This window comes from Robiginitalea insularis, from assembly GCF_052497835.1.
Genome location: NZ_CP199296.1, coordinates 1,903,968 through 1,930,923, shown reverse-complemented (window position 1 = coordinate 1,930,923; position 26,956 = coordinate 1,903,968). Strand labels below are relative to the sequence as shown.

22 protein-coding genes are annotated in these 26,956 nt (G+C 47.9%); 17 read left to right on the top strand and 5 right to left on the bottom strand.

What is annotated here, in order from left to right:
* Window positions 1-13: 13 nt before the first annotated feature.
* The 8 genes from groL (at window position 14) to rodA (ending at window position 9,498) form a co-directional block, all read left to right on the top strand.
* Window positions 14-1,648, top strand: a complete 1,635-nt coding sequence (groL, locus tag ACT6NV_RS08790) for a chaperonin GroEL (protein WP_445384108.1) — start codon at window positions 14-16, stop codon at window positions 1,646-1,648.
* A gap of 115 nt (window positions 1,649-1,763) precedes the next feature.
* Complete coding sequence (locus ACT6NV_RS08785; RefSeq protein ID WP_445384107.1) at window positions 1,764-2,216, top strand: GAF domain-containing protein; 453 nt, start codon at window positions 1,764-1,766, stop codon at window positions 2,214-2,216.
* 89 nt (window positions 2,217-2,305) lie between these two features.
* A complete protein-coding gene (purH, locus tag ACT6NV_RS08780; protein ID WP_445384106.1) occupies window positions 2,306-3,838 on the top strand; it encodes a bifunctional phosphoribosylaminoimidazolecarboxamide formyltransferase/IMP cyclohydrolase in 1,533 nt (510 codons plus the stop codon).
* A 57-nt stretch (window positions 3,839-3,895) separates the two neighbouring features.
* On the top strand, window positions 3,896-4,924 hold the full coding sequence (locus ACT6NV_RS08775; RefSeq protein WP_015753772.1) for a rod shape-determining protein: 1,029 nt from the start codon (window positions 3,896-3,898) through the stop codon (window positions 4,922-4,924).
* 52 nt (window positions 4,925-4,976) lie between these two features.
* Entirely contained in the window at window positions 4,977-5,795 is an 819-nt protein-coding gene (mreC, locus tag ACT6NV_RS08770) for a rod shape-determining protein MreC (RefSeq protein WP_445384105.1), read from the top strand.
* Entirely contained in the window at window positions 5,785-6,291 is a 507-nt protein-coding gene (locus tag ACT6NV_RS08765) for a rod shape-determining protein MreD (protein ID WP_445384104.1), read from the top strand. Before mreC ends, ACT6NV_RS08765 begins: the two co-directional genes overlap by 11 nt.
* A gap of 65 nt (window positions 6,292-6,356) precedes the next feature.
* Window positions 6,357-8,225 carry a penicillin-binding protein 2 gene (mrdA, locus tag ACT6NV_RS08760; protein ID WP_445384103.1) on the top strand — a complete coding sequence of 623 codons (1,869 nt, stop codon included), beginning with the start codon at window positions 6,357-6,359 and terminating at the stop codon, window positions 8,223-8,225.
* A complete protein-coding gene (gene rodA, locus ACT6NV_RS08755) occupies window positions 8,215-9,498 on the top strand; it encodes a rod shape-determining protein RodA (RefSeq protein ID WP_445384102.1) in 1,284 nt (427 codons plus the stop codon). The genes mrdA and rodA overlap by 11 nt, the downstream gene beginning before the upstream one ends.
* Here rodA and ACT6NV_RS08750 read toward each other — a convergent pair.
* A complete protein-coding gene (locus ACT6NV_RS08750) occupies window positions 9,495-10,313 on the bottom strand; it encodes a DNA/RNA non-specific endonuclease (RefSeq protein ID WP_445384101.1) in 819 nt (272 codons plus the stop codon). The two genes, rodA and ACT6NV_RS08750, sit on opposite strands and share 4 nt — an antisense overlap.
* Window positions 10,314-10,439: 126 nt before the next feature.
* Here ACT6NV_RS08750 and msrB point away from each other — a divergent pair, with 126 nt between their 5' ends.
* Window positions 10,440-10,907, top strand: coding sequence for a peptide-methionine (R)-S-oxide reductase MsrB (gene msrB / locus ACT6NV_RS08745; RefSeq protein WP_445384100.1), 468 nt, complete (start codon window positions 10,440-10,442; stop codon window positions 10,905-10,907).
* A 4-nt stretch (window positions 10,908-10,911) separates the two neighbouring features.
* Window positions 10,912-11,439, top strand: a complete 528-nt coding sequence (gene msrA, locus ACT6NV_RS08740) for a peptide-methionine (S)-S-oxide reductase MsrA (protein ID WP_445384099.1) — start codon at window positions 10,912-10,914, stop codon at window positions 11,437-11,439.
* Window positions 11,440-11,503: 64 nt separating this feature from the next.
* Here msrA and ACT6NV_RS08735 read toward each other — a convergent pair whose 3' ends face one another.
* Window positions 11,504-13,633, bottom strand: coding sequence for a carboxy terminal-processing peptidase (locus ACT6NV_RS08735; protein ID WP_445384098.1), 2,130 nt, complete (start codon window positions 13,631-13,633; stop codon window positions 11,504-11,506).
* A 177-nt stretch (window positions 13,634-13,810) separates the two neighbouring features.
* Between ACT6NV_RS08735 and surE the strand changes: the two genes are divergently transcribed.
* The 5 genes from surE to ACT6NV_RS08710 all read left to right on the top strand — a co-directional run bounded on the left by surE (window position 13,811) and on the right by ACT6NV_RS08710 (window position 18,647).
* Window positions 13,811-14,590 carry a 5'/3'-nucleotidase SurE gene (gene surE, locus ACT6NV_RS08730; RefSeq protein ID WP_445386682.1) on the top strand — a complete coding sequence of 260 codons (780 nt, stop codon included), beginning with the start codon at window positions 13,811-13,813 and terminating at the stop codon, window positions 14,588-14,590.
* Complete coding sequence (locus ACT6NV_RS08725; protein ID WP_445384097.1) at window positions 14,583-14,867, top strand: hypothetical protein; 285 nt, start codon at window positions 14,583-14,585, stop codon at window positions 14,865-14,867. The genes surE and ACT6NV_RS08725 overlap by 8 nt, the downstream gene beginning before the upstream one ends.
* A 1-nt stretch (window position 14,868) precedes the next feature.
* Window positions 14,869-15,990, top strand: coding sequence for a lipid-A-disaccharide synthase (gene lpxB, locus ACT6NV_RS08720; protein WP_445384096.1), 1,122 nt, complete (start codon window positions 14,869-14,871; stop codon window positions 15,988-15,990).
* Window positions 15,991-16,075: 85 nt separating this feature from the next.
* Window positions 16,076-16,630, top strand: a complete 555-nt coding sequence (locus tag ACT6NV_RS08715; RefSeq protein WP_445384095.1) for a C40 family peptidase — start codon at window positions 16,076-16,078, stop codon at window positions 16,628-16,630.
* 1 nt (window position 16,631) lies between these two features.
* Window positions 16,632-18,647 (top strand): ComEC/Rec2 family competence protein, encoded by a 2,016-nt coding sequence (locus ACT6NV_RS08710; RefSeq protein ID WP_445384094.1) that lies wholly within the window; start codon window positions 16,632-16,634, stop codon window positions 18,645-18,647.
* Here the strand turns inward: ACT6NV_RS08710 and ACT6NV_RS08705 are convergent.
* Window positions 18,644-20,173: a peptide MFS transporter gene (locus tag ACT6NV_RS08705; RefSeq protein WP_445384093.1), complete on the bottom strand. Its 1,530-nt coding sequence runs from the start codon at window positions 20,171-20,173 to the stop codon at window positions 18,644-18,646. The genes ACT6NV_RS08710 and ACT6NV_RS08705 overlap by 4 nt on opposite strands.
* A 15-nt stretch (window positions 20,174-20,188) precedes the next feature.
* Window positions 20,189-22,351, bottom strand: coding sequence for a S9 family peptidase (locus ACT6NV_RS08700; protein WP_445384092.1), 2,163 nt, complete (start codon window positions 22,349-22,351; stop codon window positions 20,189-20,191).
* Window positions 22,352-22,504: 153 nt separating this feature from the next.
* On the opposite strand from ACT6NV_RS08700, the gene ACT6NV_RS08695 reads away from it, so the two are divergent.
* Together ACT6NV_RS08695 and ACT6NV_RS08690 are read left to right on the top strand one after the other, a co-directional pair.
* Window positions 22,505-23,824: a hydroxymethylglutaryl-CoA reductase, degradative gene (locus tag ACT6NV_RS08695; protein ID WP_445384091.1), complete on the top strand. Its 1,320-nt coding sequence runs from the start codon at window positions 22,505-22,507 to the stop codon at window positions 23,822-23,824.
* On the top strand, window positions 23,824-24,744 hold the full coding sequence (locus tag ACT6NV_RS08690) for a GYDIA family GHMP kinase (protein ID WP_445384090.1): 921 nt from the start codon (window positions 23,824-23,826) through the stop codon (window positions 24,742-24,744). Before ACT6NV_RS08695 ends, ACT6NV_RS08690 begins: the two co-directional genes overlap by 1 nt.
* Before the next feature lie 51 nt (window positions 24,745-24,795).
* Here the strand turns inward: ACT6NV_RS08690 and ACT6NV_RS08685 are convergent, their stop codons facing one another.
* Window positions 24,796-26,916 (bottom strand): peptidylprolyl isomerase, encoded by a 2,121-nt coding sequence (locus tag ACT6NV_RS08685; protein WP_445384089.1) that lies wholly within the window; start codon window positions 26,914-26,916, stop codon window positions 24,796-24,798.
* Window positions 26,917-26,956 lie beyond the last annotated feature (40 nt).

Below are 26,956 nucleotides of genomic sequence, written 5' to 3'. Positions count from 1 at the left end.
CTCAAGTGAAATTATGGCAAAAGAAATAACTTTTGATATTGAAGCACGCGACGGCCTAAAAAGGGGTGTGGATGCCCTGGCAAATGCCGTTAAGGTAACCTTAGGGCCAAAGGGACGCAACGTAATCGTCAGCAAATCCTTTGGAGCCCCGGTTGTAACCAAAGACGGGGTTACTGTGGCTAAGGAAATTGAATTAGCCGATGCTCTGGAAAACATGGGTGCCCAGATGGTTAAGGAGGTTGCCTCCAAAACCAACGACCTTGCTGGTGACGGGACTACAACTGCAACCGTTCTGGCACAGGCAATCGTAAAAGAAGGCCTGAAAAACGTAGCAGCAGGTGCCAATCCAATGGACCTGAAGCGCGGAATTGACAAAGCTGTTGAGGCCATCGTAGAGAACCTGTCTAGCCAGTCTAAAAAAGTCGGGGATTCTTCTGAAAAGATAAAGCAGGTTGCCTCTATCTCTGCCAACAACGATGAAACCATCGGAGAACTGATAGCTGAGGCTTTTAACAAGGTTGGTAAAGAAGGAGTGATCACCGTGGAAGAAGCGAAAGGTACGGACACTTACGTGGACGTAGTTGAAGGAATGCAGTTTGACCGTGGATACCTCTCTCCTTATTTTGTGACCAATTCCGAGAAAATGGTTGCAGACCTGGAGAACCCGTATATCCTGATCTTCGACAAGAAGATTTCTACCATGAAAGACCTGCTGCCGGTTCTTGAACCTGTAGCACAGTCCGGGAAGCCCCTTTTGATCATCGCAGAAGATGTTGACGGGGAAGCCCTGGCCACCCTGGTAGTAAACAAATTGAGGGGAAGCCTTAAGATCGCTGCCGTAAAAGCACCCGGATTTGGTGATCGCAGAAAAGCCATGCTGGAAGACATTGCCATCCTGACCGGAGGTACGGTGATTTCAGAAGAACGTGGATTCTCTCTGGAGAACGCCACCCTGGACATGCTGGGAACCTGCGAAAAGGTGAGTATCGATAAGGACAATACCACTATCGTAAACGGGGCCGGTGCCGCCAAGGACATCAAAACCCGCGTAAATCAGATCAAAGCACAGATAGAGACTACCACCTCAGACTACGACAAGGAAAAACTTCAGGAGCGCCTGGCCAAACTGGCCGGAGGTGTTGCCGTTCTCTATGTGGGAGCTGCATCCGAAGTGGAAATGAAGGAGAAAAAGGACAGGGTAGACGATGCATTGCACGCCACCCGTGCCGCCGTGGAAGAAGGCATTGTTGCCGGAGGGGGTGTTGCCCTGGTACGTTCAAAGAAAGTGCTGGCCAAGGTGAGTGTGGAAAATGCCGATGAGGAAACCGGACTTCAAATTGTGGCCCGTGCCATCGAATCCCCATTGCGTACCATTGTTGAAAACGCAGGAGGAGAAGGATCAGTGGTAGTTGCCAAGGTACACGAAGGCAAAGGAGATTTCGGATTTGATGCGAAATCAGAAACCTACGTAGACATGATGAAGGCAGGGATCATTGACCCGAAAAAGGTAACCCGTATTGCACTTGAAAATGCAGCTTCTGTTGCCGGGATGATCCTGACCACAGAGTGTGCCCTTACTGAAATCAAAGAGGACAATCCTCCTGCCGGCCCACCAATGGGCGGAGGCGGAATGCCCGGAATGATGTAATACGGCTTAAGTGTATTAACAGATAAACCGGCAGGAAATCCTGCCGGTTTTTTGTTTTCATACCAGGCAAAAAACAGGAAGAGTTTTGTACCTTTTGGCCCTTAATAATATCAGCATGTTATCGAAACTGAAAACGGATGTGACTTCTATCCTTGAAGACCCCGCGCTCCTGACTACTGAACGCCTGCAGGGTGTTTGTGAACTGCTTCGGGAAAATATTTCCTACTACAACTGGGTAGGTTTTTACTTCAGGAACGCAGATAAAGAGGAGCTCAAACTGGGGCCCTATGCAGGAGCCCCTACAGACCATACCATCATTCCATTTGGCAAAGGGATTTGCGGGCAGGTTGCCCTGAGCAACCAGAACTTTGTAGTCCCGGATGTGGCGGCACAGGACAATTATATAGCCTGCAGCATTGACGTGAAAGCCGAAATTGTGGTTCCCATCTTTGTAAATGGCCAGAATATCGGACAGATAGACATCGATTCACACCAGCCGGACCCCTTTACAAAAGAAGACGAGGAATTTCTCGAATTCATCTGCGCTGAGGTAAGTCGTATTCTTTAAAACTTTCGGCTTATTGTTGATAACCCACCCGATATTTTTTGCTTAAATAAAGTACATTTGCTTGCCTGAACCCTATCAAACAAGCAATTATGAGTACCCAGAAAAAGGCGAAATCCGCCCTTATCTCCGTTTTTCACAAAGACGGCCTAGAGCCCATTGTCCGTAAACTCCATGAGCTGGGAGTAGCCCTGTACTCAACAGGCGGCACGGAAGCCTTTATCCGAAAACTGGATATTCCCGTTATCCCTGTGGAAAGCGTTACGGGTTACCCGTCTATCCTGGGTGGGAGGGTGAAAACACTGCACCCAAAAGTTTTCGGGGGCATTCTGAGCAGGAGGGATCTGAAGGATGACAGGGCACAATTGCAGGAATATGAAATCCCCGAACTGGATATCGTTATAGTAGACCTCTACCCCTTTGAAAAAACTGTGGCCGAAGGTGCGGGGGAGCAGGAAATTATTGAAAAGATAGATATAGGAGGAATCTCCCTGATTCGCGCCGCGGCAAAGAATTATAAGGATGTACTCTGTGTGGCCACCATGCAGGATTACGGAAAACTGCTGGAGTTACTCGAAAAAGGAAATGGGGAAAGCTCTCTGGAAGACCGGCAGGGTTTTGCAGCTAACGCCTTTAACGTGTCTTCACACTACGATGCAGCTATTTTCAATTATTTTAACCGCAAGGCCGGGATCCCGGCCCTGAAAATAAGCGAGCCCGGAGGGCGAAGCCTCAGGTATGGGGAGAACCCGCACCAAAAAGGTATTTTTTACGGAGATTTTGATGCGCTTTTTGAGCAGTTGCACGGCAAGGAGCTGTCTTACAATAACCTCCTGGACATTGACGCAGCGGTTAACCTGATGCAGGAATTTGACGGGGACGACCCCACATTTGCCATCTTAAAGCACAACAATGCCTGTGGCCTTGCCACCCGCTCCAGCCTGTCGGAGGCTTATACCGATGCATTGGCCGGAGATCCGGTATCTGCTTTTGGAGGCATCCTGATCTGTAACCGCCCTATGGACGCCGAAACTGCCGCCAAGATACATGAACTGTTCTGCGAAGTAGTCATAGCCCCTGCCTTCGAGGCCGATGCCCTTGAAATTCTCAAAGGGAAAAAGAATCGTATCCTGCTGGTTCAAAAGCCCACAGAGCTGCCAAAAGACCAGATCCGGACCTGCCTGAACGGAATCCTGTACCAGGACAAAGACCTTAAGACGGATTCAGTACAAGACCTGAATTACGCAACTGAAAAGCGTCCCGATAAACGGGAACTGGAGGACCTACTTTTTGCATCTAAACTTTGCAAGCATACCAAATCCAATACCATTGTCCTGGCCAAAAACAAACAGCTCTGTGCCAGTGGGACGGGTCAGACATCCAGGGTGGATGCACTCAACCAGGCAATACACAAAGCCGGGAGCTTTAATTTTGACCTGGACGGGGCCGTTATGGCCAGCGATGCTTTTTTCCCTTTTCCGGATTGTGTGGAGATTGCCCATGGCAGTGGAATACGTGCAGTTATTCAACCGGGAGGCTCTATTAAAGACCAATTGAGCATTGATTTCTGCAATGAAAACGGAATTGCAATGATACTCACAGGCACCCGTCATTTTAAGCATTAATTTTACTACTTTTGTCGATAAATTTTACCCGTTTAACGGGAAACAAACGAATAACCAATGGGATTTTTTGATTTCTTGACTGAGGAAATCGCCATCGACCTGGGAACGGCGAATACCCTCATTATCCACGACGATAAAGTTGTTGTGGACAGCCCCTCCATAGTAGCCCGCGACCGGATCAGCGGAAAGATTATCGCAGTGGGCCGGGAGGCCAATATGATGCAGGGGAAAACACACGAGAATATCAAAACCATCCGACCGCTGAAAGACGGGGTAATTGCAGATTTCGATGCCTCCGAGAAGATGATCAATATGTTCATCAAAAATATCCCTGCACTTAAGAAAAAGTGGTTCCCCCCTGCACTGCGCATGGTAATCTGTATCCCATCGGGAATTACGGAAGTGGAAATGCGGGCCGTTAAGGAGTCTGCCGAACGCGTTAATGGCAAAGAAGTCTATCTGATCCACGAACCCATGGCAGCTGCCATAGGGATCGGCCTGGACATCATGCAGCCCAAAGGGAATATGATTGTCGACATAGGGGGCGGTACCACGGAGATTGCGGTGATCGCACTCGGTGGGATTGTCTGTGACAAATCCGTTAAGATCGCGGGGGATGTTTTCACCAACGATATCATTTACTATATGCGCACCCAGCACAACCTCTATGTTGGGGAAAGCACGGCAGAAAATATTAAGATCCAGATCGGCTCAGCCACGGAAGACCTGCAATCCCCTCCGGACGAAATGTCCGTTCAGGGCAGGGACCTGCTTACCGGAAAACCCAAACAGGTTTCTATTTCTTATCGGGAGATAGCCAAGGCCCTGGATAAGTCGATACTCCGGGTGGAGGACGCCGTTATGGAAACACTCAGCCAGACCCCGCCTGAACTGGCAGCAGATATATACAACACAGGGATTTATCTTGCCGGCGGAGGGTCCATGCTTAGAGGGTTAGACAGAAGGCTTTCCCAAAAAACAGACCTGCCTGTGTATATTGCGGAAGACCCATTGCGGGCTGTAGTAAGGGGTACCGGTATTGCGCTGAAAAACCTGGAGCGCTACAAAAGTATCCTGATCAAATAATTTCGTTTTCGGCTAACCGGCAAGCTGCCGGCTGAAATAATAGGGCAAGCGCATGCAACGCATTATAAATTTTATTCTCCGGTATAAAACTACCCTGCTGTATGCTTTCCTGATGTTCCTGTCCCTTATCCTTACCGTTCAAAGCCACAGTTACCATCAGGCGCGTTACTTTAATTCTGCAAACTGGCTCAGTGGCAATATTTATGACGCTTCTTTCTCCATCACCGGTTATTTTAACCTCAAAGAAGAAAACAAAAAGTTGCTGGAAGAGAACAAGCGACTCCGCACACGGCTGTTCAACAAGGAATTTAAAGAAAGTACAACCCTGGATAGCAGTGCTTTGGACTATGTTGTTATGCGGGCTCAAATAATCAAAAACAGCTACTCAAAACCCAACAACTACATTACCCTGAACCGCGGAAGAAATGACAGCATACAACAGGATATGGGGGTGATCACCTCCAAAGGCATACTGGGCATTGTGGAAAAGAGCAGCGCCAACTACGCATCCGTGCAGAGTATCCTCAACTCAAAATCCAATATCAACGCCAAAATAAAGAATACCAATTATTTTGGTTCGCTGGTGTGGAATCGGGGAGATTACCAGCTGGTTCAGCTGGAAGACATCCCCAGGCTGGTCCCGCTGCAAATCGGAGACACCATAGTAACGGGGGCCATGTCCAGCATCTTTCCGGAAGGCATCCCCATTGGGGCAATAGACAATTTTGAACTCAAGGAATCTGCCAGTTTCTACAATATTGATGTAAGATTGTTTAATGACATGACCAATCTTAAGGAAGTATACATCATCAAAAACCGCAATCGGGAAGAAATCCTGCAACTTGAATCTGAAGTAGCCAATGACGACTAACTATTTCATAGGGGCCATTCGTTTTATTGCGCTGCTACTAGCTCAGGTGCTTATTTTTAACAACCTGAACATCTTTGGTTTTATCAACCCGATGATCTATATCATCTTCTTTTACTGGTACCCGGTAAAGGAAAACCGCACCCTCTTGCTGGGCATTGCTTTTGCACTGGGCTTTAGCATAGATCTTTTCTCGGATACAATGGCCATGCATACCGCTGCATCCCTTACGACTGCTTTCCTCAGACCTGCGCTGATGCGTTTTGTTTTCGGGGTAAACCTCGAGTTCCAGAATTTTAGGTTGTCCAATTCCACCCGTGTACAACAAATCACCTTTTTGGCGTTATTAATACTGGTACACCACCTCGTATTCTTTGTGCTTGAAATTTTTAGTTTCTCTAATTTGCTATTAATTTTGAAAAGGGTACTTTTTACAGGGCTAAGCACTTTTATTTTTACCATTTTGCTGACCTCCCTATTCGCCGTTCGCAAGGAATAGTTATTAAAGAATTACATGGCAGGGGATCCCTTGGGCCCCTTGTCCTGTCTGAACCGGAAAATTAGATGAAAAAGCTAGTATTATCTTCTATCATTATCCTGATTGGGATAACCTTTATCGGAAGGTTGTCCTATTTGCAGCTTTTCCGGTCCTCTGCCAATCAAATCCTGGAAGACCCTGCCATTAAGGTAGTTTATGACTATCCGGAACGGGGTTACATTTACGACCGCAACGGAGAGCTGCTGGTGGCAAACCAGCCGGCCTATGATGTTATGGTGATCCCCAGGGAAGTAAAGCCCCTGGATACCCTGGAATTTTGCTCCCTGCTGGGAATCTCCAAAGAACGCTTTATTTCCCAATTAAAAAAAGCCAGGGTTTATTCTCCCCGGCTGCCATCAGTACTGGTTCCGCAACTTTCCAAGGAAGACTATGCCGGGCTACAGGAAAAAATGAGGAAGTACAAAGGATTTTATATTGAAAAACGCTCCCTCAGAGATTACAACACCCCTGCTGCTGCAAATGTACTGGGCTATATCAGCGAGGTAAATGAGTGGGACCTGGAACGCAACCCCTACTACGAGCAGGGAGAGCTTACCGGCCGTACCGGGATCGAAAAACAGTACGAAGAAGAGCTCAGGGGAAGAAAAGGGGTTAAAGTCATTCAAAAAGACCGCTTTAACCGGGATATCGGCCCTTATAAAAATGGAACCCTGGACACGCTGCCGGAACCCGGCAAGGAAATACAACTAAGCCTGGACAAAGCCCTGCAGGAATACGGGGAACAGCTAATGAACGGCAAGCGCGGGGGTATTGTAGCCATTGAACCGGCCACAGGAGAAATCCTGGCAATGATCTCCGGCCCCACCTACAATCCCGCATTACTGGTTGGCCGGGAACGTTCAAAAAATTACAGCAAACTGCATTACGATACCATCTCAAAACCCACCTGGGACCGCTCTATCCTGGCTGAGCCCTCCCCGGGGTCTCCTTTTAAAACCCTGAATGCCCTGGTGGCGCTGCAGGAAGGGGTGATTAGCCCGGAAACTACTTTTCGCTGCTACAATGGCTTTTATGTTGGAAACAAAAAAAGGGGCTGTCATTGCGGGGGCGGACTGAGAACCATGAACAGTGGGATTTATAAGTCCTGCAACGCTTATTTTGCGGGAACCTTCCGCAAATTCTACGAAAAATACCCGACTACTGACGAAGGCATGGATGTGTGGGAAAAGCACATGAAAAGCTTTGGCCTTGGCGACTATCTTGGCTACGATTTACCCACCGGTCGCAAGGGCAGGATCCCCAATACCGAGTACTACGACGGCGTATACGGAGACGGGCGCTGGTCTTCCACCTACATTATATCCAATGCCATCGGGCAGGGAGAAGTGGCTGCCACCCCTATACAGCTCGCAAATATGACAGCAGCCATTGCGAACAGAGGCTATTATTACACCCCTCATTTTATCAAGAAAATCGGAGGGGAAGAGATCAGGGATCCCCGATATACCCAAAAAAAATACACCAGTATCAACCCACAACACTTTGAGCCTGTTATTCAGGGAATGGCAGATGTTTATTCCAAAGGAACGGCAAAATGGCTACAGGTGCCGGATGTTACTATAGCCGGGAAGACCGGTACGGTTGAGAATTACACCCGTATTGACGGGGTGCGTACCCAACTGACAGACCACTCCATTTTCGTTGCCTTTGCCCCTGTGGACAACCCTAAAATTGCCCTGGCGGTATACATCGAACACGGTTATTACGGGGCCCGCTATGCCGGACACATTGCGTCTCTGCTTATTGAAAAGTATATCAAAGGGGAGATCAGCCGAAAAGATCTTGAAAAGCGAATGCTGGAGAAAACACTGGAGCACGAATATGCGAAACCTTACAGTGGGGAAGAATTCAAGATAAACGAATATGTCTGGTAGCAACGTCCTCAGGAGGGTGGATTGGCTGACCATTCTACTCTACCTTGTTTTGGTAGGAATAGGTTGGTTAAATATCTATTCCAGCACCTTTAACGACGAGGCTTCGGCTGTAATCGATTTTGGCGAGCGCTACGGCAAACAACTCATCTTTATTCTTATTTCATTTGCAGCCATTATCCTGATCATGGCACTGGAAGCCAGTTTTTATGAACGTTTTTCCAGTGTTTTATATGTGTTTTCAATCCTGCTTTTATTGGGGCTATTCGTGTTTGGAAAGACTATTGCAGGTGCCACTTCCTGGTACGACCTCGGTTTTTTTAACCTGCAACCTTCCGAATTGGCCAAAACGGCCACCGCCCTGGCCCTGGCCAAATACTTAAGTGACATTCAAACCGATATCAAACAGCGTAAGGATCAGCTATTTGCCCTTGCTATTATTATTATTCCTGCGCTCCTTGTGGTTCCCCAGCCGGATCCCGGAAGCGCCCTTGTGTTTTTTGCTTTGATCTTCGTGCTTTTCAGGGAAGGGCTTCCGCTCTGGTATTTGGGAATAGCCCTGTTTTCTATAGTAGTTTTCGCTTTAACCCTGATGTTTGGCACCGTATGGGTCGGAATTGGGCTGGCACTGCTAATTGGGATATTCCTGATGGTGAAGCGAGCCTCCGTGAAAGTCAGGGTTTTGCCGCTTATTGGTATTTATGCCCTGGCAATTTTATTTTCACTTTCCGTAAATTTTGTATTTGAAAATGTTTTCGAGCAGCGCCACCGAGATAGGTTCAGCCTGTGGCTGCGCCTGGAAAAAGATCCGGAAAAACTGGAGCAAATACGCAAAACTATTGGATACAATACCTATCAGTCTGAAAAAGCCATCGAGGCCGGAGGAGCATGGGGCAAAGGGTTCCTGGAGGGGACCCGCACAAAGGGAGATTTTGTCCCTGAACAGGATACCGATTATATCTTTACAACCATTGGCGAGGAGTGGGGCTTTCTTGGCACAGCCGGGGTAGTTATTCTTTTCACAGCCTTACTGATGCGCCTGGTGATCCTTTCTGAACGACAGAAGAACCAATTCAGCAGAATGTACGGCTATGGGGTCATCTCTATTTTACTGGTGCATTATTTTATCAATATTGGAATGGTAATTGGTTTATTGCCAACCATTGGCATACCGCTACCTTTTATAAGTTATGGAGGTTCCGGACTGCTCGGTTTTACTTTATTGTTGTTTATTTTCCTGAGGCTGGACGCCAACCGGCTGAACGAGTGGATCTAAAATTCCCAGTTTCCATGGACCTCCTTGCTTTCTAAGCGTTTCTGAAGGGTTTTCGAAAATTGTGGATAAAAATCAATTCCCGATCGGGACTCCAGCTCGTCTACGCTGACCATAAAAGCTTCTATGGGCTTCTCAGAGGGCTGATTGGGAATTAAAAATGCAATAAGCGATATCTCCGTTCCTTCACCCCTGAAAACGAGTTTATAAAAATATTCGGGAACACTCACCGCCTCCTCTCCGATTGAATACAGGTCACCGCTAAGGACGCCCCCTGTAATCACATAGAGTTTTCCGTATTTTTTACACCATCTCCTCACCTGCATTTCCAGGCGGTTCCATACCCCTGAATTAAAGTCCGGATGTTGCGGGCTGATGTTACTGGTATAAAAGGTTTGGTTATAGGCCCGCTCAGAAAAGCGACGATCCCCTGCAGGGCAAAGATGCCCTCTGTTGAAATCAGACCCCCGGTAATTCCACCAGGCGGCAGAACGGGTGGGAACCTCAGGGTCTTCAACGTAATAGGGACGTTTTCTTCTGGCCCTGGAAAGATGTTCAGGCTGCAGGGTATAGGCAACCCAGGCTGCCTGTTCATGCGGTTCGCTATAGGCAAGGGAATAAAAGTCATGGTGCACGATTTGTCCGCCTTCAAATTCGGGAAGATACATTTCCGGGAAAAAGGCAGTGGCAGCAGCGGTTTCAGTGCCTCGAAAAGGATCCGGGCGGTAGTACTGCTCAAAGAGCCAGAACCCCAGGATGCACAATGCCAGAAGCAGTGAATAAATGATTCTATTTTTGCGGAACCGGCCTGATGACATGCCGCAAATTTAAAGTAAATTCGTCTGAATTACCGATGCCTTTGTTGTAAGTATAGGGACGAAACACCGACTGAAGGGTCAGTAAGAAAAAACAACCGAAATACCTGTAAAAAAGATTAAATACATATGCCTGCATTAAACTGGAATGACATCATCAGATACGCCAACAATGGCAGTCCGGAACCGGACCGGCGCGTGGAGAAAACCGAGGAAGAATGGCGCGAGGAACTTACCGCTGAGGCTTTCCGGGTAACCCGCCAGCACGGCACTGAAGCCCCGCATACCGGAGCCCATTGCAGCAGCTACGACCCTGGTATTTACGGTTGCGTTTGCTGTGGCACCCCTCTGTTCGATTCGCGGATCAAATTTGATTCAGGGACGGGATGGCCCAGCTTTACAGAACCTGTAAGGGAAAATGTAATCCGGTATCGGAAAGATACGTCCTTTGGGATGATACGGGTCGAAACCCTGTGCAACACCTGTGATGCGCACCTGGGCCATGTCTTCCCCGATGGGCCCCCTCCAAGCGGCCTGCGTTTTTGTATCAATTCTGCAGCCCTGAGCCTGGATACTACTGAACAAAATGCATCCTGAGGTTATGGAAACTGCGACCCTGGGCGGAGGGTGTTTTTGGTGTACCGAGGCAGTTGTACAGCGTCTCAAAGGTGTAATTGAGGTAGCTTCGGGCTATAGTGGAGGGAATGTTCCCGGAAGGCCTACCTACAGGGAAATATGCTCAGGGCGAACCGGGCATGCCGAGGTCATTCGGGTGACTTTTGACCCGGGTGTCATTTCTTTCAGGGATTTGCTGATTATTTTTATGACCACCCATGATCCTACCAGCCTGAACCGGCAGGGAGCAGATGTGGGAACTCAGTACCGTTCTGTTATTTTTTACCACGATGATCAGCAAAAACAAATTGCTGAGGCCGTTATCCGTGAATTAGAGCCTTATTACCAGCAACCCATCGTCACGGAAGTGAGCCCCCTGATCAATTATTACGAGGCCGAAGCGGACCATCAGAATTACTACAACCAGCATAAGACTCAGGGGTATTGCCAGTTTGTAATAGACCCTAAACTGCAAAAACTGCGGCAAGCCTACAGCGAATTTTTAGCTGACTGATTTATTTGCAATGGAAAGTTACTGTCAAAAAAAATCCCGGGTATTACCCGGGATTTTTTTATAACTATTTTCTGTTCTCCAGCCGGCTGGCCAGTTTATCCTTTTTAAAATTGTTTAGTTTCAAATCTTCCAGCACATTAATGGCTTCTTCTACGTACACATCCTTGGCCAGGTTGTTATGCCAGCGATTGCGTTTTTCGCGAAGCACTGAATCTTGTGTAAAGAGTTCTTTTTCGTATTGAAGTGAACTGAAGGTCAGCTTGGAGTCATAAGTCATATTGGACTTGAAGTACTGAGACTTTTCCTTGTTTCGCTGCTCCCGCTCCCTGTACAGGTCGTAATTTAAAGGGACTGCTGTTTGCTCCTGCTGTTCCTTAAGCCATTTGGCATTTTCCTCAATAAGCGCAATCTGAGGATGCACTTTCATCCGTGCACTACTCTTGGCTATGGTAGTTTCATAATCGATATAGCCATCCCAGGGCTCAAAATCCGCGGGGCTGATCTTATCCCATTGCAAGGGGTTCTGCTGGTCCCTTTCTCCAAGATCTATATAGCTGTAGCGGTCCGGGACCACCACATCACTCTTTACACCTTCCAGCTGGGTAGAACCTCCGTTGATTCTGTAAAATTTCTGGGTAGTTAGCTTTATAGCACCCAAATCTCCGTATTCATTGCTCCTTACAATATTTTCTAAAGGGATTACATTCTGAACAGTACCCTTTCCGAAAGTCTGTTTGCTTCCGATCACAACCGCCCTCTTGTAATCCTGCATAGCTGCTGCAAGGATTTCTGAAGCCGATGCAGACAACTCGTTCACCAGGATCACCAACGGGCCATCCCATTGTATCCTCTCATCCAGGTCCTCATAAATTTCCTTGTCACGGGCAGATGAACGCACCTGAACTACCGGTCCGTCTTTGATAAAAAGCCCGGCCATTTCAACAACCGTTTTCAACGATCCGCCTCCATTGTCCCTGAGGTCCAGTACCAGGCCCTGCATTCCTTCGCTTTTCAGCCTTTCAATTTCCCTGGCTACATCCGAGGCAGCGTTTCGGTTGGTATAATCGTTAAAATCCACGTAGAATTTTGGCAAGTTTATCAGTCCGAATTTTTGATTCCCCTTGATAACGGTTGCAGACTTGGCAAAGGATTCCTCCAGCTCCACTACATCCCGTGTCAGGGAGATTTCCTCTATAGTCCCGTCTACTCTTCTAACAGTCAGGTCTACCACAGTCCCTTTGGGCCCTTTAATAAGTTTAATGGCATCATCCAGGCGCATCCCCACAATGTTGACAGGAGGCTCTCCTGCCTGGCCTACCTTCAGGATTTCATCGCCAACCTCCAGTCGCTGGTCTCTCCAAACCGGACCTCCTGAAATGATTTCCACGATTTTGGCTCCTTCAGGCTTTTTCTGCAAACGGGCGCCAATCCCTTCGAATTTCCCGGACATGCTAACATCAAACCGCTCTTTGTCTTCAGGGGCAAAATAATAGGTATGCGGATCAAATTCGTCTACTATGGTATTGAGGTATTGTACAAACCAGTCTTTGCGCTCCAGGTCATCCACAAAATCAAAAAATTCATCCAGGGTCTTGCGGGTAGATTCCCTGGCTGCTATTTCTGCCTCTTCAGGCGTCAGGGCTTCAGCATTATTATCCGAGGATTTACTCAGGCTGAGTTTGGAATCATAGGTTCCAATGGTAGCGTACTTCAATTGCATTCTCCATCGTTCCTTTAATTCATCAACCGAAGCAGCATAGCCCTGTTTTTCGTAATCCACATCTATGCTTTCCTCAACGTTGAAGTCAAAAGGAGTGTCCAGCACTTCGTCATAAATCTCCCTGGCATCTCCCATGCGTTGCATCAGGCGTTCATAAACCAGGTTAAAGAAGCTGATTTCGGTATTCTTAATCTGATCGTCTAACTGAAATTTGTATTGTTCAAATTCAAAGATGTCCGATTCCAGGAAGTAGCGCTTGGTAGGATCCAGCACGTCTATAAAATCTTCATAAACGCTTACGGAAAAATCATCGTTGATATCTTTGGGCTCGTAATGCCCTCTTTCCAGTACATAGGTAATTAAATCCAGAAGTAGTTTGTCCTTGTCATCCGTCTCAAAAGAGCTGCTTCTGAAACTGCAGGAAGCAACTGCGATTAGGAGGACTAAACATGCTAACACAAAATTCCTTTTCATGTATATCTTTTTTGCCGCCGCAGGAAAAATAACCCTGCGTCTATTAATTTGTGATTCAACTCCCTAAGATACTGAAAAAACCATGCCAGTCTGGGCGGTCCCCATTAATTTTTTGTTAAAGCAGGGGCGGGAGCGCTATTTATGAAAAACGTATTTTTGTACGATAAAGTATACCGGATGTCGAAACCCCTGATATTAGTTACAAATGATGATGGAATTACAGCCCCGGGGCTCAGGCACCTGATTCGCTACATGAAGGAAATAGGGGATGTGGTGGTAGTGGCTCCGGACAGTCCTCAGTCCGGTATGGGCCATGCAATTACCCTGGATAATACGCTCTATTCGAAGAAGGTGGTAATCGACCAGAAAGATGGTGCCCCTGAGGAATACAGCTGCAGCGGAACCCCTGCTGACTGCGTAAAACTCGCCCTGCAGGAATTACTCCCCAAAAAACCGGACATCTGCGTTAGCGGCATTAACCACGGGTCAAACGCTTCCATAAACGTGATCTACTCGGGTACCATGAGTGCAGCCATTGAAGCCGGCATTGAAGGAGTTCCGGCCATCGGCTTTTCCCTCTGCGACTATTCCTGGGAAGCGAATTTCAGCCCGGCAGAAACAGCCATCAAACAAATAACCAGGGAAGCGTTGCGAAATGGGATGCCGAGGGGAGTGGTCCTGAATGTCAACATCCCAAAAACGGAAGCCGGCGGAATCAGGGGAGTGAAAGTTTGCAGGCAGGCCCGTGCAAACTGGAAGGAAAAATTTGATAAAAGGACGAACCCCATGGGCAAGGATTATTACTGGCTGACCGGGGAATTCGAATTGCTGGATAAAGGGGAGGATACAGACGAATGGGCCCTGAGCCAGGGCTATGTTGCAGTGGTCCCCACTCAGTTCGACCTAACCGCCCACCATTTCATTCAAGATGTAAATAACTGGATTCTCAATGAATAGAAACAAAGAAGTACTGATAGGGTTTGTAGTGGGAATAATCGCTAATACTATAGGGGTATTGTTATATATCCTCCTGTTTTCGGATCTCGGGATCCTCGAGACCTATCAGGCCGCAGTAGAACAGGGCTATGTGGGGAGTTTACTCGCCCTGGGAGCCATACTTAACCTGATAGCCTTTTTCGCCTTTCTGAAAATTCGCCGGGATTACCGGGCCAGAGGCGTACTGATGGCAACCGTCCTGACGGCATTGATCATATTATTTTATAAACTCAGTTAAGGTGAAATACTATCTGATAGCCGGAGAAGCATCGGGTGACCTGCACGGTTCCAACCTTATCAAAGCGCTGCACCGTGAGGATCCGGATGCCACTATCCGCTGCTGGGGAGGCGACATGATGGAAAAGGCCGGAGCAACGCTTGTCAGACATTATAAAACCCTCTCTTTTATGGGGTTCCTCGAGGTTCTGGCCAACATTCCGACCATCCTTAAAAACATAGCTTATTGCAAGAAAGACATTCTGGCTTTTCAGCCAGACGCCCTTATTTTTATTGATTTCTCCGGGTTTAATCTGCGAATCGCCTCCTGGGCAAAAAAACAGGGATTTCAAACTCATTATTACATTTCACCCCAGGTATGGGCTTCACGGGAAGGCAGGATTCAGAAAATCAAACGTGACATAGATGCCATGTATGTTATCCTTCCCTTCGAAAAAGCCTTTTACGAAGAAAAGCATGGTTTTCCTGTACATTTTGTGGGCCACCCGCTGATCGATGCGATGGACGGCCTGGCACCGCCAAAGGAGGAAGAATTCAGAAACCGGCACAGTCTGGATCCGAAAAAACCCATAATTGCCCTTTTACCGGGAAGCCGCAAACAAGAAGTGGATAAAATCCTGTCCATCATGATTGAAGTTACCGGCGCCTTTCCCGACTTTCAGTTTGTAATTGCCGGAGCCCCGAGTCTGGACCCGGAATATTACCATCCCTTTTTAAAAAATAAGCAGGTAACTCTGGTAATGGGAGAAACCTACCCCCTATTGCAGCTCTCCACTGCGGCCTTGGTGACCAGTGGAACAGCAACCCTGGAGACCGCCCTGCTCGAGATTCCCCAGGTAGTGTGCTATAAAGGAAGTTGGATTTCCTATCAGATAGCCAGGCGGCTTATAACGCTTAAGTACATTTCCCTGGTCAACCTGATCATGGACAGGGAAGTAGTGCGGGAACTGATACAAAAGGACCTGAATCCACGGCTGCTGACCACCGAACTCGGGAAAATTCTGGAAGGATCCGGGCGTAAAAAGCAATTGCAAGCCTACCAGACCCTGCGCGAAAAACTGGGAGGACCGGGTGCCAGTCAGAATGCCGCCAAACTGATCGTAAATTTCAGCCGGCAGTCTTAGCTTGCGTCCTGATTGAAAAGCTGAGGCCAAATTCAATTTTTAATTTTTACATAATTTAGCGGTAGCTTCAGCGTTAGAAAATTGTATGAGGTACCTTCTTCCTATTCTGACTCTTGCCCTGCTTCTGGCCAGCTGCGGAAGTAAAAAAAGAACCTATAGCGCTACCCGAAGCCCGGAAGTAACTACAGACTCAGTCATAGTAATTACAGACACCAGTCCTGCGGAAAATAATGAGCCGGATATTGAGGAACCCCGCGGTAAAATTGAAGCGGTAATCAAAACAGCCCTCACCTTTGCAGGGGTCCGCTACCGGTATGGGGGTACAACCCGTAAAGGGATGGATTGTTCAGGACTTTTGTACACTTCTTTTATGGAACACAACCTGCCCCTGCCCAGGACCTCAAAATTAATGGCCCAGGAAGGTCGCAAAATAGGGGAAGGAAAAATACGGAAAGGCGATTTGCTTTTTTTTAAAACCGGAAGGCGAAATAACAAGATCAACCATGTAGGAATGGTTGTGGACGTAAACGGGAAAGAGATTAAGTTTATTCACTCTACTACTTCCCGTGGTGTAATTGTTTCCAGCCTGGATGAAGGGTACTGGAATTATGCCTTTGTAAAGGCGACCCGGATATTCTGACATGCCCCGGCCAAAAACCCCGGTACTTTGGTTGCTGCTATGGCTATCAGGTGGGATTTTACTGGGTTATTCATTAAAACCCAGCCTGTTCCTTTGCATTCTTCTGCTTTTCTGCTCTTTGTTGGTAATTATCACTGGGTATTGGAAAATGGGGAAAGATCGGCCCGGGCTTCAGGCCTTAGTGATAGGTTTTGGTTTTTTGGTTCTGGGCATAATCACTGTAGCGATCCGCCTGCCTGAAAACAAAGCCACGCATTTCGTACACCATTGGGAGAGTGGAAACGGAAGCCTCAGGGCCCGCCTGATCAAAAAACTAAAAGCTACACAATGGAGCCAGCCCTATCTGGCAGAAATACAACGCCTGCAGCCACCACTGTATAGCGGTACGGTATTGCTCAAAATACCCCGGGACAGTACAGATCAGCTGCCAGTGGTCAGAGATGAATTGCTTTTATGGGGAGAAACCTTGCCAATACGACCTCCTTTGAATCCCTATCAATTTGATTATGGTGAATACATGAGGAAAAATGGGGTCTACGGCCAACTTCAGCTAAAGCCTGGGGGCTTTTTGAAGATAGACAGGAAAAGCAAAGGCAAACAATCACTTGGAGCTATCCGCGATGCTCTGGCAGCCGGTCTTTCTGAGACAGGCCTGGATGCTGCCGCCCTTGGCCTGTTCAGGGCACTGATCCTTGGCGATCGGACCGAATTAGACGCCGGCCTCTATCGTTCCTACCAGCGTGCAGGAGCCGCACATATCCTGGCTGTGTCTGGCCTGCACATTGGGATCGTTGCAGGTTTACTGCATTGGTTGCTCAGGCCGCTGGCCCTCAGGTTGCGAAAACCCTGGCCCGTTTTACTGATCATCCTCTCGGGTTTATGGGGATATGCCGCTCTCAGTGGCCTGAGCGCCTCAGTAGTGCGTGCAAGCCTGCTTTTTTCTTTTCTGAGTATTGGCCAGGCCTTCAAACGTCCGGGGTTTTCCCTTCACTTTCTTGGATTGGCCGGCATATTTATGTTAAGCATCAACCCCTTGTGGCTGTTAAATGTGGGGTTTCAACTGAGTTTTGCAGCTGTGGCCAGCATACTTGTATTCTTTAAACCCCTTATGGCCCTATGGCCCTGGAAGAAGGGAGTTTTGGGTAAAACCGGCGGGTTACTGGCTGTGAGCATTGCCGCCCAGGCCGGGGTGCTTCCTTTCAGTTTGTATTACTTCCATCAGTTTCCGGGTATCTTTTTGGTTTCAAACCTGTTGTTGATTCCGGGGCTCGGAATACTATTGCTGCTGGGGTTTGTCTTTGTAGGTCTTTCCGGATTGGGATGGATCCCGGAACTACTTATTACTCTTTACGGCCAACTACTCAGTCTTATGAATGCCTGCGTCCGGTATCTCAGTAATATGGATGTCTTCTTCTTTGAAAATATCCGTTGGGATTTACCGGCTTCCCTTTGCCTGGCATTGATCCTTTTGGGACTTGCAGCGCTGAGGTTCCGGAATTACCGTTGGTTTATATCCTTGTCAATTGCAGGGGTATTTGTTTTACTGGGATGGAATCTATTTTCCCTAAAGCAGGATCAGTCTATCCGGGAATTCTGTATCCCGCACAAAGTTGCGGCCAGTGGCTTCTGGCTGAGACAGCAGGGGAAGATTGATTTATACAGCACAGACAGCCTTGCTTTTTTACCCTTGTTGGAAGACTTAAGAACCCATGTCAGGATTGATCAACAGTCCTTTTTGCCTTTGCAGAATTCATATTCCCTGGCAGAATTCAAACTGCTGATCATTGACAGCAGCGGGGTTTATCCCTGTCCCCCGCAGGCACCCGATTTGTTATGGATCCGGGAATCCCCTAAAATCCATCTGGAAAGGGTATTGACAGAGCTGAATCCCAAACTGCTGGTAGTAGACGGGAGTAATTATAAAAGTGATCTTTCCCTTTGGAAAAAAAGCTGTAAAAAAATGGGAATACCCCTGCATATAACATCTACAGATGGGGCCTTCCGGCTAAATCTCTAATCGTCCATTTTCCTCTCGGCCTCCTCCACGCCGTGGGTAAGCCTTTTAAGGGGTTTGATTATGGTGATAACCAATATTCCAAATATGACACAGAAAATCGTTATTCCTGTAAAAATGGTAAGCTCCCCTGCTTCTGAAGCAGATTCCCCCAACAAGCCGGCCACCTTGTTCCCAAGGCCCGTAGCGGCAAAATAAACCCCCATCATAAGCGCACCGTATCTTACAGGGGCCAACTTGGTAATAAATGAAAGTGCCACCGGAGAGGCACTCAGTTCGCCGATGGTGTGGAAAAGATACGCCAGAGCGAGCCAGTATAAGGCAGATTGTCCTTCAGCTTCATATTCCATGGAAGCGAAAACCATGAAGACAAAGCCCAGCCCCATAATGATTACACCATTTGCCATCTTGAATAGCGAAGACGCCTCTTTTCCCCTGTTTTTCCACCACATCCAGAAGTTAGCCACGGGAACCGCAAATAAGATTATGTAAAAAGGGTTGAAGAATTGAAAGGCTGCTGCCGGAATCTCATAGCCAAGGAACATACGGTCGGTTCGGTCCTGCGCATAAAGATTCATCAGCCCCCCGGCCTGTTCGAAGGCACCCCAGAAGACAATAACAATAATAAATGAAAGCAGCAAAACTATATAGCGGTCCTTTTCCTCCCTGGAATCCAGATCCCCGAAAATAGCAACCATCATCCCCACAACAAGGGAGAGGAAGAGGAAGAAAATCATATACGCCAATTGCTGGTCTTCAATAAAAAACCAGGCTCCCAGAAAGGAAAATATCCCAAGCAAAAGAGTAACCACCAGCGGTGTCTTTTTACTGAATTGGTCTGAAAAAATCTTCCCGATGGAAACATGGGTTGTATCCATTTCTTTTTTGACCGGTTTATTTCCTACTTCTGTCAGGTAACGCTGTCCGAATATGTAAACTACCTGCCCAAGGACCATCCCGATGGCTGCCAGTCCAAATCCGGCATGCCATCCATACAGATCGGCCACATAGGCTACGGAAAGGGCTGCCAGGGCTGCCCCGGTGTTAATCCCGATATAAAATATGGAGAACCCCTTATCCCGTTTTATATCCCCGGGCCGGTACAATCCGCCCACAAGGGTCGATATATTGGGTTTCAGCATCCCTACCCCGGATACAATGAGGGTAAGCCCGGAATAAAAGGCCCACATTTCTTCTATCGATAGGATCCCATGGCCCATTACCAATAAAAAGCCACCAATCATAACCGCTCGCTTCTGACCGATAATTTTATCGGCAATTATCCCCCCGGGAATAGATGCCACATACACCAACATCGTATACCAGCCGTAAAGCGAAAGGGCCTCTGCATTGAGCCAGCCCAGTCCGGGATTATCCCCCATGGTTTCGGCTGTTAAATACAGTACCAGGATACCCCGCATCCCGTAATAGGAAAATCGCTCCCACATTTCTGTAAAAAAGAGGATATAAAGTCCAACGGGATGTCCGAAAAGTTGCTTTTTGTGAGCCGGTTTGGTTTGAGTCTGCATGGGTTGCTTTTTTGGTTAGAGGTTTTCCAGTACGAAATTGGTCATTTTATTAAACAGGTGCAGGCGCGTATTGCCTCCGTATATCCCGTGGTTTTTATCCGGATAAATAGCCCAGTCAAAAGGCTTGTTCGCCTGGACCAGTGCCTCTATCATCCGCATGGTATTCTGTACGTGAACGTTGTCATCCGCCGAACCGTGTACCAGCAGGTATTTCCCCTTTAACTGGTCCGCAAAAAATATGGGCGAATTATCGTCATAGCCAGAGGGGTTCTCCTGAGGGGTCTGCATATAGCGTTCGGTGTAAATGGTATCGTAAAAACGCCAGCTGGTAACCGGGGCCACAGCAATAGCCATTTCAAAGACCTCATTCCCTTTTAAAATACAATTGGAAGACATAAAACCACCGTAGCTCCACCCCCAAATCCCGGTCCGGTCCGGATCTATATATGGCCTCTTACTTAGTTCTTCGGCAGCGACAATCTGATCTTCCACTTCGTATTTGCCCAGTTCTTTCTGTGTGATTTTTTTGAAATCCCGGCCCTTGAGCCCGGTTCCCCGGCCATCCACACAGGCAATAATATATCCCTTGGAAGCCAGCATCTGATGCCAGTAATCATTAGATCCAAACCAGCTGTTGGCCACCTGTTGTGATCCGGGGCCACTGTACTGGAACATAAAAAGCGGATATTCCTTTGAAGGATCAAAATCCACCGGTTTGATCATCCACATATTCAGCTCATTGCCATTGACCATTATGGTGCTGAATTCCTTTGGGGCTAATTCATAGCCTTTTAGCTTTTCTACTAGTGCCCGGTTATTTTTAAGTTCTTTGACCTGTTCCCCATCCGAAGCCTTGTGCAAGGTGTAAACCGGCGGTGTACTTACACTGCTGAACGTATTGATGAAATAACTGAAATCGGCACTAAAGGAGGCCCGGTTGGTTCCCACCCCGGCAGTAAGCCTTTGTTTGCCTTTTCCTTTATCACTTACACTGTAGACATCCCTGAGGATAGAACCCTGCTCGGAGGACTGATAAAAGATCCGTTTTCTTTTGGCATCGTATCCGTAATATGCGGTTACTTCCCAGGGACCCGAGGTTAACTGGTACTGCTGCTCCCCATTGGCCTTGTGCAGATAGATATGATTGTAGCCGTCTTTCTCACTGGTCCAGATAAAGCGATCATCCGGAAGGAAAGTTAGGTTGTCCGTTACATCCACATAGGCTGCATCCCGCTCTTCCAGCAATACAGAAACGGCCATGGTCTTCGCATTGACCTTATGCAGGACCAGATGGTCCTGATGTCGGTTAAGGCTCTGAACACTCAGGTGATCCGGATGTTGCATCCATTCCATGCGCGGAATGTAATAGGGCTCCCCCAGATCCACCTCAGTGGTCTGCCCGCCTTTCAAGTCATAGATAAACAGGGAAACCTCCGCATTATCCTCTCCGGCCTTGGGATATTTAAAGACCGATTGATCCGGGTACAGTTCGCCGCCATACACATCCATGGAAAATTCCGGCACACCGCTTTCGTCAAAACGCATAAAGGCAATTTTATCCCCGGAGGTATTCCAGTCGAAGGCACGGACAAACGAAAATTCTTCTTCGTAAACCCAGTCGGTTACCCCATTGATGATGGCGTTTCTCCTTCCATCCGTAGTAATCTGCATCCTGTCGGAACGCTCCAGGTCCAGCACATAGAGGTTGTTTTCAAAAACATAAGCCACCTTATCCCCGGCCGGGGACAGGGTAGGTTCCTGAATTTTGGCCTCTGATATTTTTACGATTTCCGAAGTGTTAAAGTCATAGATGTAATAAATACCCAGGCGAGAGCGGCGAAAGATCGCCTCTACCTCCGTTGCCAGCAATACTTTTGACTCATCTTCACTAAAACTGTAAGAGGTGAAAAAGGGGATCCCCTTCTCCGGATCGCTCTGAAGGAGGGTAGCCACCTGCTGCTGTGTACGGTATTCAAATTTATCTATGGAACTGATGTTTTGTCCTCTGTCTGTATTGAGTACTGTATAATGTTGCCCGTCATTCATAGAACGAAGGACATCCAGTCCTTCTGTGCGGAAGGCACCGCCCCAGATTTCCTCCAGGGTTATCTCCTTCTGGGCCGAGAGTACAGCCCCGATCAGCAAACAAAAACACAATATCCGATATCGATTTTTCATGAATTGACAAAAATGGGTTAACAAACCTCCAAGTTTATGAATATTTTACCAATTATTGCAATTTTGCCCCTATTTTATTACCCCTTTGAGTCTTGCTGAATGACCACTTAATTCTGGGGGTTTCCCTATCTTTGCCGACAGAAATCCGATCTGATGACAGCACCCGTTGAAGGCTTTTCAAAACTGAGTAAAGAAGCAAAAATCCAGTGGATTGCCTCCCGATATACGACACACCCGGAAGCAACTGAAGCCCTGTTAAAACGCTATTGGAATGAAGATTCCAAATTGCAGCAACTGCACGATGAGTTCATTGAAAATACCATTTCCAATTTTTATCTCCCGCTGGGGGTTGCCCCCAATTTCCTGATAAACGGGAAACTTTATGCCATCCCTATGGCCATTGAGGAAAGCTCCGTTGTGGCTGCAGCCAGCAAGGCCGCTAAATTCTGGCTGGAAAGAGGGGGGTTTAAGGCTGAGATCCTGGGTACGGAAAAAATAGGGCAGGTCCATTTCCTTTATCAGGGGAATCCGGAGCGGCTCAAGAGCTTTATCTCATACCTGATTCCAATTATGAAACAGGATGCCTCTTCCCTAACGGCTAACATGGAAAAAAGAGGGGGTGGCATTCTCGGGATTGAGCTGCGCGACAAAACCGCTGAAATAGCAAACTATTATCAATTGCACTGCCGGTTTGAAACCCGTGATGCCATGGGTGCCAATTTTATCAATTCCTGCCTCGAACAGTTTTCGACAAGCCTGTTGAGAGAGGCCCAGGACTATGACGGCCTAATAACGGAACAGGGGGATATAGAGGTATTGATGAGTATACTCTCCAATTACACGCCCGATTGCCGTGTGCGGGCCGAGGTGAGTTGCCCTGTTGAACAACTGGACGAAGAAAGCGGGCTGTCTGGAGACACTTTTGCACGTAAACTGGTACAGGCCGTTTCCATTGCCGATAACGAGCCGTACCGCGCAGTCACCCACAATAAAGGAATCATGAACGGAATAGATGCTGTTGTACTGGCCACCGGGAATGACTTCAGGGCTGTGGAAGCAGGAGTGCATGCCTATGCCGCCCGCAGCGGGCAATACCGTAGCCTGACCCGGGCCGAAATTCAAGGGGACCTATTCAAATTTACCCTTGAGATCCCTTTGGCCCTTGGCACCGTTGGAGGGTTGACCAGCCTGCACCCCCTTGTTAAACTTTCCCTTGAAATACTCCAGAATCCTTCGGCAGAGGAATTGATGAAAATTGTTGCAGTTGCCGGCCTCGCCCAGAATTTCGCTGCATTGCGGTCTTTGGTAACCGTAGGCATTCAAAAAGGGCATATGAAAATGCACCTGCTCAATATCCTCAATCAAATGGGGGCCAGCAATGCCGAAAAAGAAGCTATGGTAGATTATTTTAAAACCCACACCGTAAGCCACAACGAGGTCGTCAAAGCCCTGGAAGCGCATCGCAGCAACTAATGGAAAAGGAGTTTTACAGCCATGGAAAATTACTCTTATCCGGAGAATACCTGGTGTTGGACGGGGCCCGTGCCCTGGCCCTGCCCTGCAGGTTTGGACAATGGCTACGCACCGAAACTTTGACAGAACCGGTTATTCACTGGGTTTCACTGGACCACGAAAAAAAAGTTTGGTTCGAAACTACAATCCCCAAGGCAAGTCTGGAAAAGTCGGTATCGGGCCAGCCCTTCCCCCGGGAAATCTCCCAAAGGCTTATCTATTTTTTAAGGCAGGCCCGCAGGCTCAACCCACAATTTCTTTCGGATCCCAACGGTGTCCGGGTTACTACCTTGCTGGAATTTCCAAGGAAATGGGGCCTTGGCAGTTCCTCAACGCTTATTTCCAACCTGGCCCGATGGGCTGAAATAAACCCCTATGACTTACTGGCGGGGAGTATGGGGGGCAGCGGCTACGACCTGGCCTGTGCCACCGCTTCCTCTCCGGTCTTTTATAGGCTGGATCCAAAATCACCGCCAATGGTTGAACCGGCTGCATTTGATCCCCCTTTCAGTGAGCAGCTGTTTTTTGTTTTTCTCAATGACAAGCAAGATTCCGGTGAGGCCATCCGGCGCTACCGAAAAAAGAAATTCGACCGGAGCAAAATGGTCCTGGAAATCTCAGGAATAAGCGAGGCCCTGGTGAAGGCAACGGAATTGAACGACTTTGAAACATTGCTGGCCCGTCACGAAGAACTTCTTTCAGAGGTCCTGGACCTGCCTCCGGTTAAACAAAGCAGGTTTGCTGATTTTCCGGGAAGTATCAAAAGCCTGGGGGCCTGGGGAGGGGATTTCGTACTGGCAACGGGCCGTGAAGAAGCCCAGCAATATTTTATCAAAAAAGGATATCCTACTGTAATCCCGTATGCTCAGATGATACTATAAAAAAATCCGCAACCTGATGGTTGCGGATTTTCTTATAAAACGAATTCTATCTTAGTAGAAAACCGATCGGTTATCCTCTATTTCAGCTTTTTCTTTAAGGGCATTATACACATCTGCTGCCACCCTGGTACCCAGGCTGTTTTTAAGCGTGTTTGCATAAGGGGCATAATTATCCAGTGAAGGTGCATCTTCCCTGTTGGTAACTTCCAGCTTGTATACTCCTGTTTCTCCCTTAAGTAATCCGGAGGTGCTACCCTGATCCATGGCAACGGCTGTTCCGACCACAAGGGGCTCCCTTCCGGCACCCGGGATGGTCGGGGTTTTAGCAGTCAGAGCACTGGCGCTGGCTATGGTAACTCCGTTGTCCGCGGCAATAGTCTGCATGTCTTTTCCCTTGTTCGCCTCCATGATACGAGCCGTTTTCTTTTCTTTTCGCAAAATGGGCAATACCCTGACCGAAGCGTCTTCCACACTCATAAGGCCTTTCGCATATTTCGCAGTAAGCTGCACAACGGCGTATCCATTGCTTAAATCAAAGCGGCGGATATCTCCCAATTCGGTTTCCGGGTTGAACGCCCATTGTACTATACGGCGTTCCGAGCCCAGTCCCGGCAGGTTTTCATCCATTGCCTTAAGCTTGTTCACCGGACGTGCCTGATACTCATTCTTTCTCGCCTCTTCTGCAAAGGAAACCCCTTCATTGCTTACAGCCATTTCAAAGCTGGTAGCCTCTGTAAACAGGCTATTAACTGTTTCTACCGAAGGTTCTATCAAGCGGGCGAGTGTAGCCAGGCGGACAATATCCTGTTTATCATCCACACGTACAATATGAAAGCCGAATTCTGTTTCTACCAGGCCAATGGTTTCCACTTCGTTACCGAAGGCGAAGTCATTGAATTTAGGGGTCATGATACCCTCCTGGAAATAACCCAGATCCCCTCCCCTTGGGGCAGAGGGACCGTCGGAATTATCCCTTGCCAACTGAGCAAATACCGTTTCCGGTTTTTGGGCTTCAGCCAGCAATTCTTCGGCACGTTCTTGCGCCTCTTCCTTGGTACGTGTGATATTTGGGTTGGCTCTTTCCGCTCCTTCGTACGTAATGAGGATGTGGCTGGCCTTTACACTTCCATTAAGCCGCTTTTCCATCATACGGCTCATCTTAAAATATTCCCCGTCGCGATAAGGCCCGTATACTTCGCCAACGGAAAGGGACAGGAGCGAATCCGCATGCTGTGCGGGCAAATCATTCCTGAGTTTAAAAATAGTATCGTACTTCAGATCTGAGTTCCTGTCCAGGAAGGCATCCATTTCTGTAGTATTGCGGAACCCGGGGATAACCAGGGTGGTGTCTTCCTGGGCTACATACTCCTCCCTGTCCACAAAAAGTTCCTTCATGGCTTCGTTAATGGCCGCTTCATCTGCCATAGAAGCTTTTTCTTCAAAGAAGACATACTGGATATCCCGGGCAGCCTCCTGCTGGTAGTCCTCTTCATGCTCTTCAATATATGCGGCAATTTCCTTCCTGTTTACATTCACGGTGCTGTCCGGGATACTGCTGTAGGGAACGCGTACATAGCGGATGTCTACCTTGTCATTGGCCAGGTGGTAGTCCAGCTCCCCTTCCTGAAGGCTGGCACCTGCTCCGGCGCGGATCAGGTCCATATAAGTCTGTTCTTTGGCAGACTGGATAAGTGCCTGTTCATTCTGCAACCACAGCCGGTATTGTTCCGGAGCATTGACCCTTAAATCTGCGATAAAGGACCGGAAAGCCGTTTCATCAAAAAATCCATTTTCGTCCTGGAACTGAGGATTCTGTGTAAAACTTGGATTGTTGCGGATCAATTCCATAATCTGATCCTGTTCTATGTTGATCCCGAGCTTTTCGAATTCCTGCTCCAGGATAGTGGATCTCACTTCCTGATCCCAAACGGTATTGACAATCTGTGTAGCTGTTGCCTGGCTCCCAAATCTCCCGGAAGCCACTTCCATTTTAGCCCGGAAATCATCAATGGAAATTGCTTCCCCATTGACTTCTCCAACTGCAGAACCTACCTTGACCCCGCCAAAATTGTTTCCTGTAAAAATACCGGAAATCACGAAGGCAAAAAGTGCCATCCCTATAATGAAAATAAGCACCGTAGTGCGCTTTCTAATTTTCTCTAAAATTGCCATCCTCTGGATTCTTTAAATCAGTGGGCGAAATTAGTATTTT

Coding starts and splice junctions, on each gene's coding strand:
- groL (WP_445384108.1), top strand. CDS start 14: ATGGCAAAAGAAATAACTTTTGATATTGAAGCACGCGACGGCCTAAAA.
- ACT6NV_RS08785 (WP_445384107.1), top strand. CDS start 1,764: ATGTTATCGAAACTGAAAACGGATGTGACTTCTATCCTTGAAGACCCC.
- purH (WP_445384106.1), top strand. CDS start 2,306: ATGAGTACCCAGAAAAAGGCGAAATCCGCCCTTATCTCCGTTTTTCAC.
- ACT6NV_RS08775 (WP_015753772.1), top strand. CDS start 3,896: ATGGGATTTTTTGATTTCTTGACTGAGGAAATCGCCATCGACCTGGGA.
- mreC (WP_445384105.1), top strand. CDS start 4,977: ATGCAACGCATTATAAATTTTATTCTCCGGTATAAAACTACCCTGCTG.
- ACT6NV_RS08765 (WP_445384104.1), top strand. CDS start 5,785: ATGACGACTAACTATTTCATAGGGGCCATTCGTTTTATTGCGCTGCTA.
- mrdA (WP_445384103.1), top strand. CDS start 6,357: ATGAAAAAGCTAGTATTATCTTCTATCATTATCCTGATTGGGATAACC.
- rodA (WP_445384102.1), top strand. CDS start 8,215: ATGTCTGGTAGCAACGTCCTCAGGAGGGTGGATTGGCTGACCATTCTA.
- ACT6NV_RS08750 (WP_445384101.1), bottom strand. CDS start 10,313: ATGTCATCAGGCCGGTTCCGCAAAAATAGAATCATTTATTCACTGCTT.
- msrB (WP_445384100.1), top strand. CDS start 10,440: ATGCCTGCATTAAACTGGAATGACATCATCAGATACGCCAACAATGGC.
- msrA (WP_445384099.1), top strand. CDS start 10,912: ATGGAAACTGCGACCCTGGGCGGAGGGTGTTTTTGGTGTACCGAGGCA.
- ACT6NV_RS08735 (WP_445384098.1), bottom strand. CDS start 13,633: ATGAAAAGGAATTTTGTGTTAGCATGTTTAGTCCTCCTAATCGCAGTT.
- surE (WP_445386682.1), top strand. CDS start 13,811: ATGTCGAAACCCCTGATATTAGTTACAAATGATGATGGAATTACAGCC.
- ACT6NV_RS08725 (WP_445384097.1), top strand. CDS start 14,583: ATGAATAGAAACAAAGAAGTACTGATAGGGTTTGTAGTGGGAATAATC.
- ACT6NV_RS08715 (WP_445384095.1), top strand. CDS start 16,076: ATGAGGTACCTTCTTCCTATTCTGACTCTTGCCCTGCTTCTGGCCAGC.
- ACT6NV_RS08710 (WP_445384094.1), top strand. CDS start 16,632: ATGCCCCGGCCAAAAACCCCGGTACTTTGGTTGCTGCTATGGCTATCA.
- ACT6NV_RS08705 (WP_445384093.1), bottom strand. CDS start 20,173: ATGCAGACTCAAACCAAACCGGCTCACAAAAAGCAACTTTTCGGACAT.
- ACT6NV_RS08700 (WP_445384092.1), bottom strand. CDS start 22,351: ATGAAAAATCGATATCGGATATTGTGTTTTTGTTTGCTGATCGGGGCT.
- ACT6NV_RS08695 (WP_445384091.1), top strand. CDS start 22,505: ATGACAGCACCCGTTGAAGGCTTTTCAAAACTGAGTAAAGAAGCAAAA.
- ACT6NV_RS08690 (WP_445384090.1), top strand. CDS start 23,824: ATGGAAAAGGAGTTTTACAGCCATGGAAAATTACTCTTATCCGGAGAA.
- ACT6NV_RS08685 (WP_445384089.1), bottom strand. CDS start 26,916: ATGGCAATTTTAGAGAAAATTAGAAAGCGCACTACGGTGCTTATTTTC.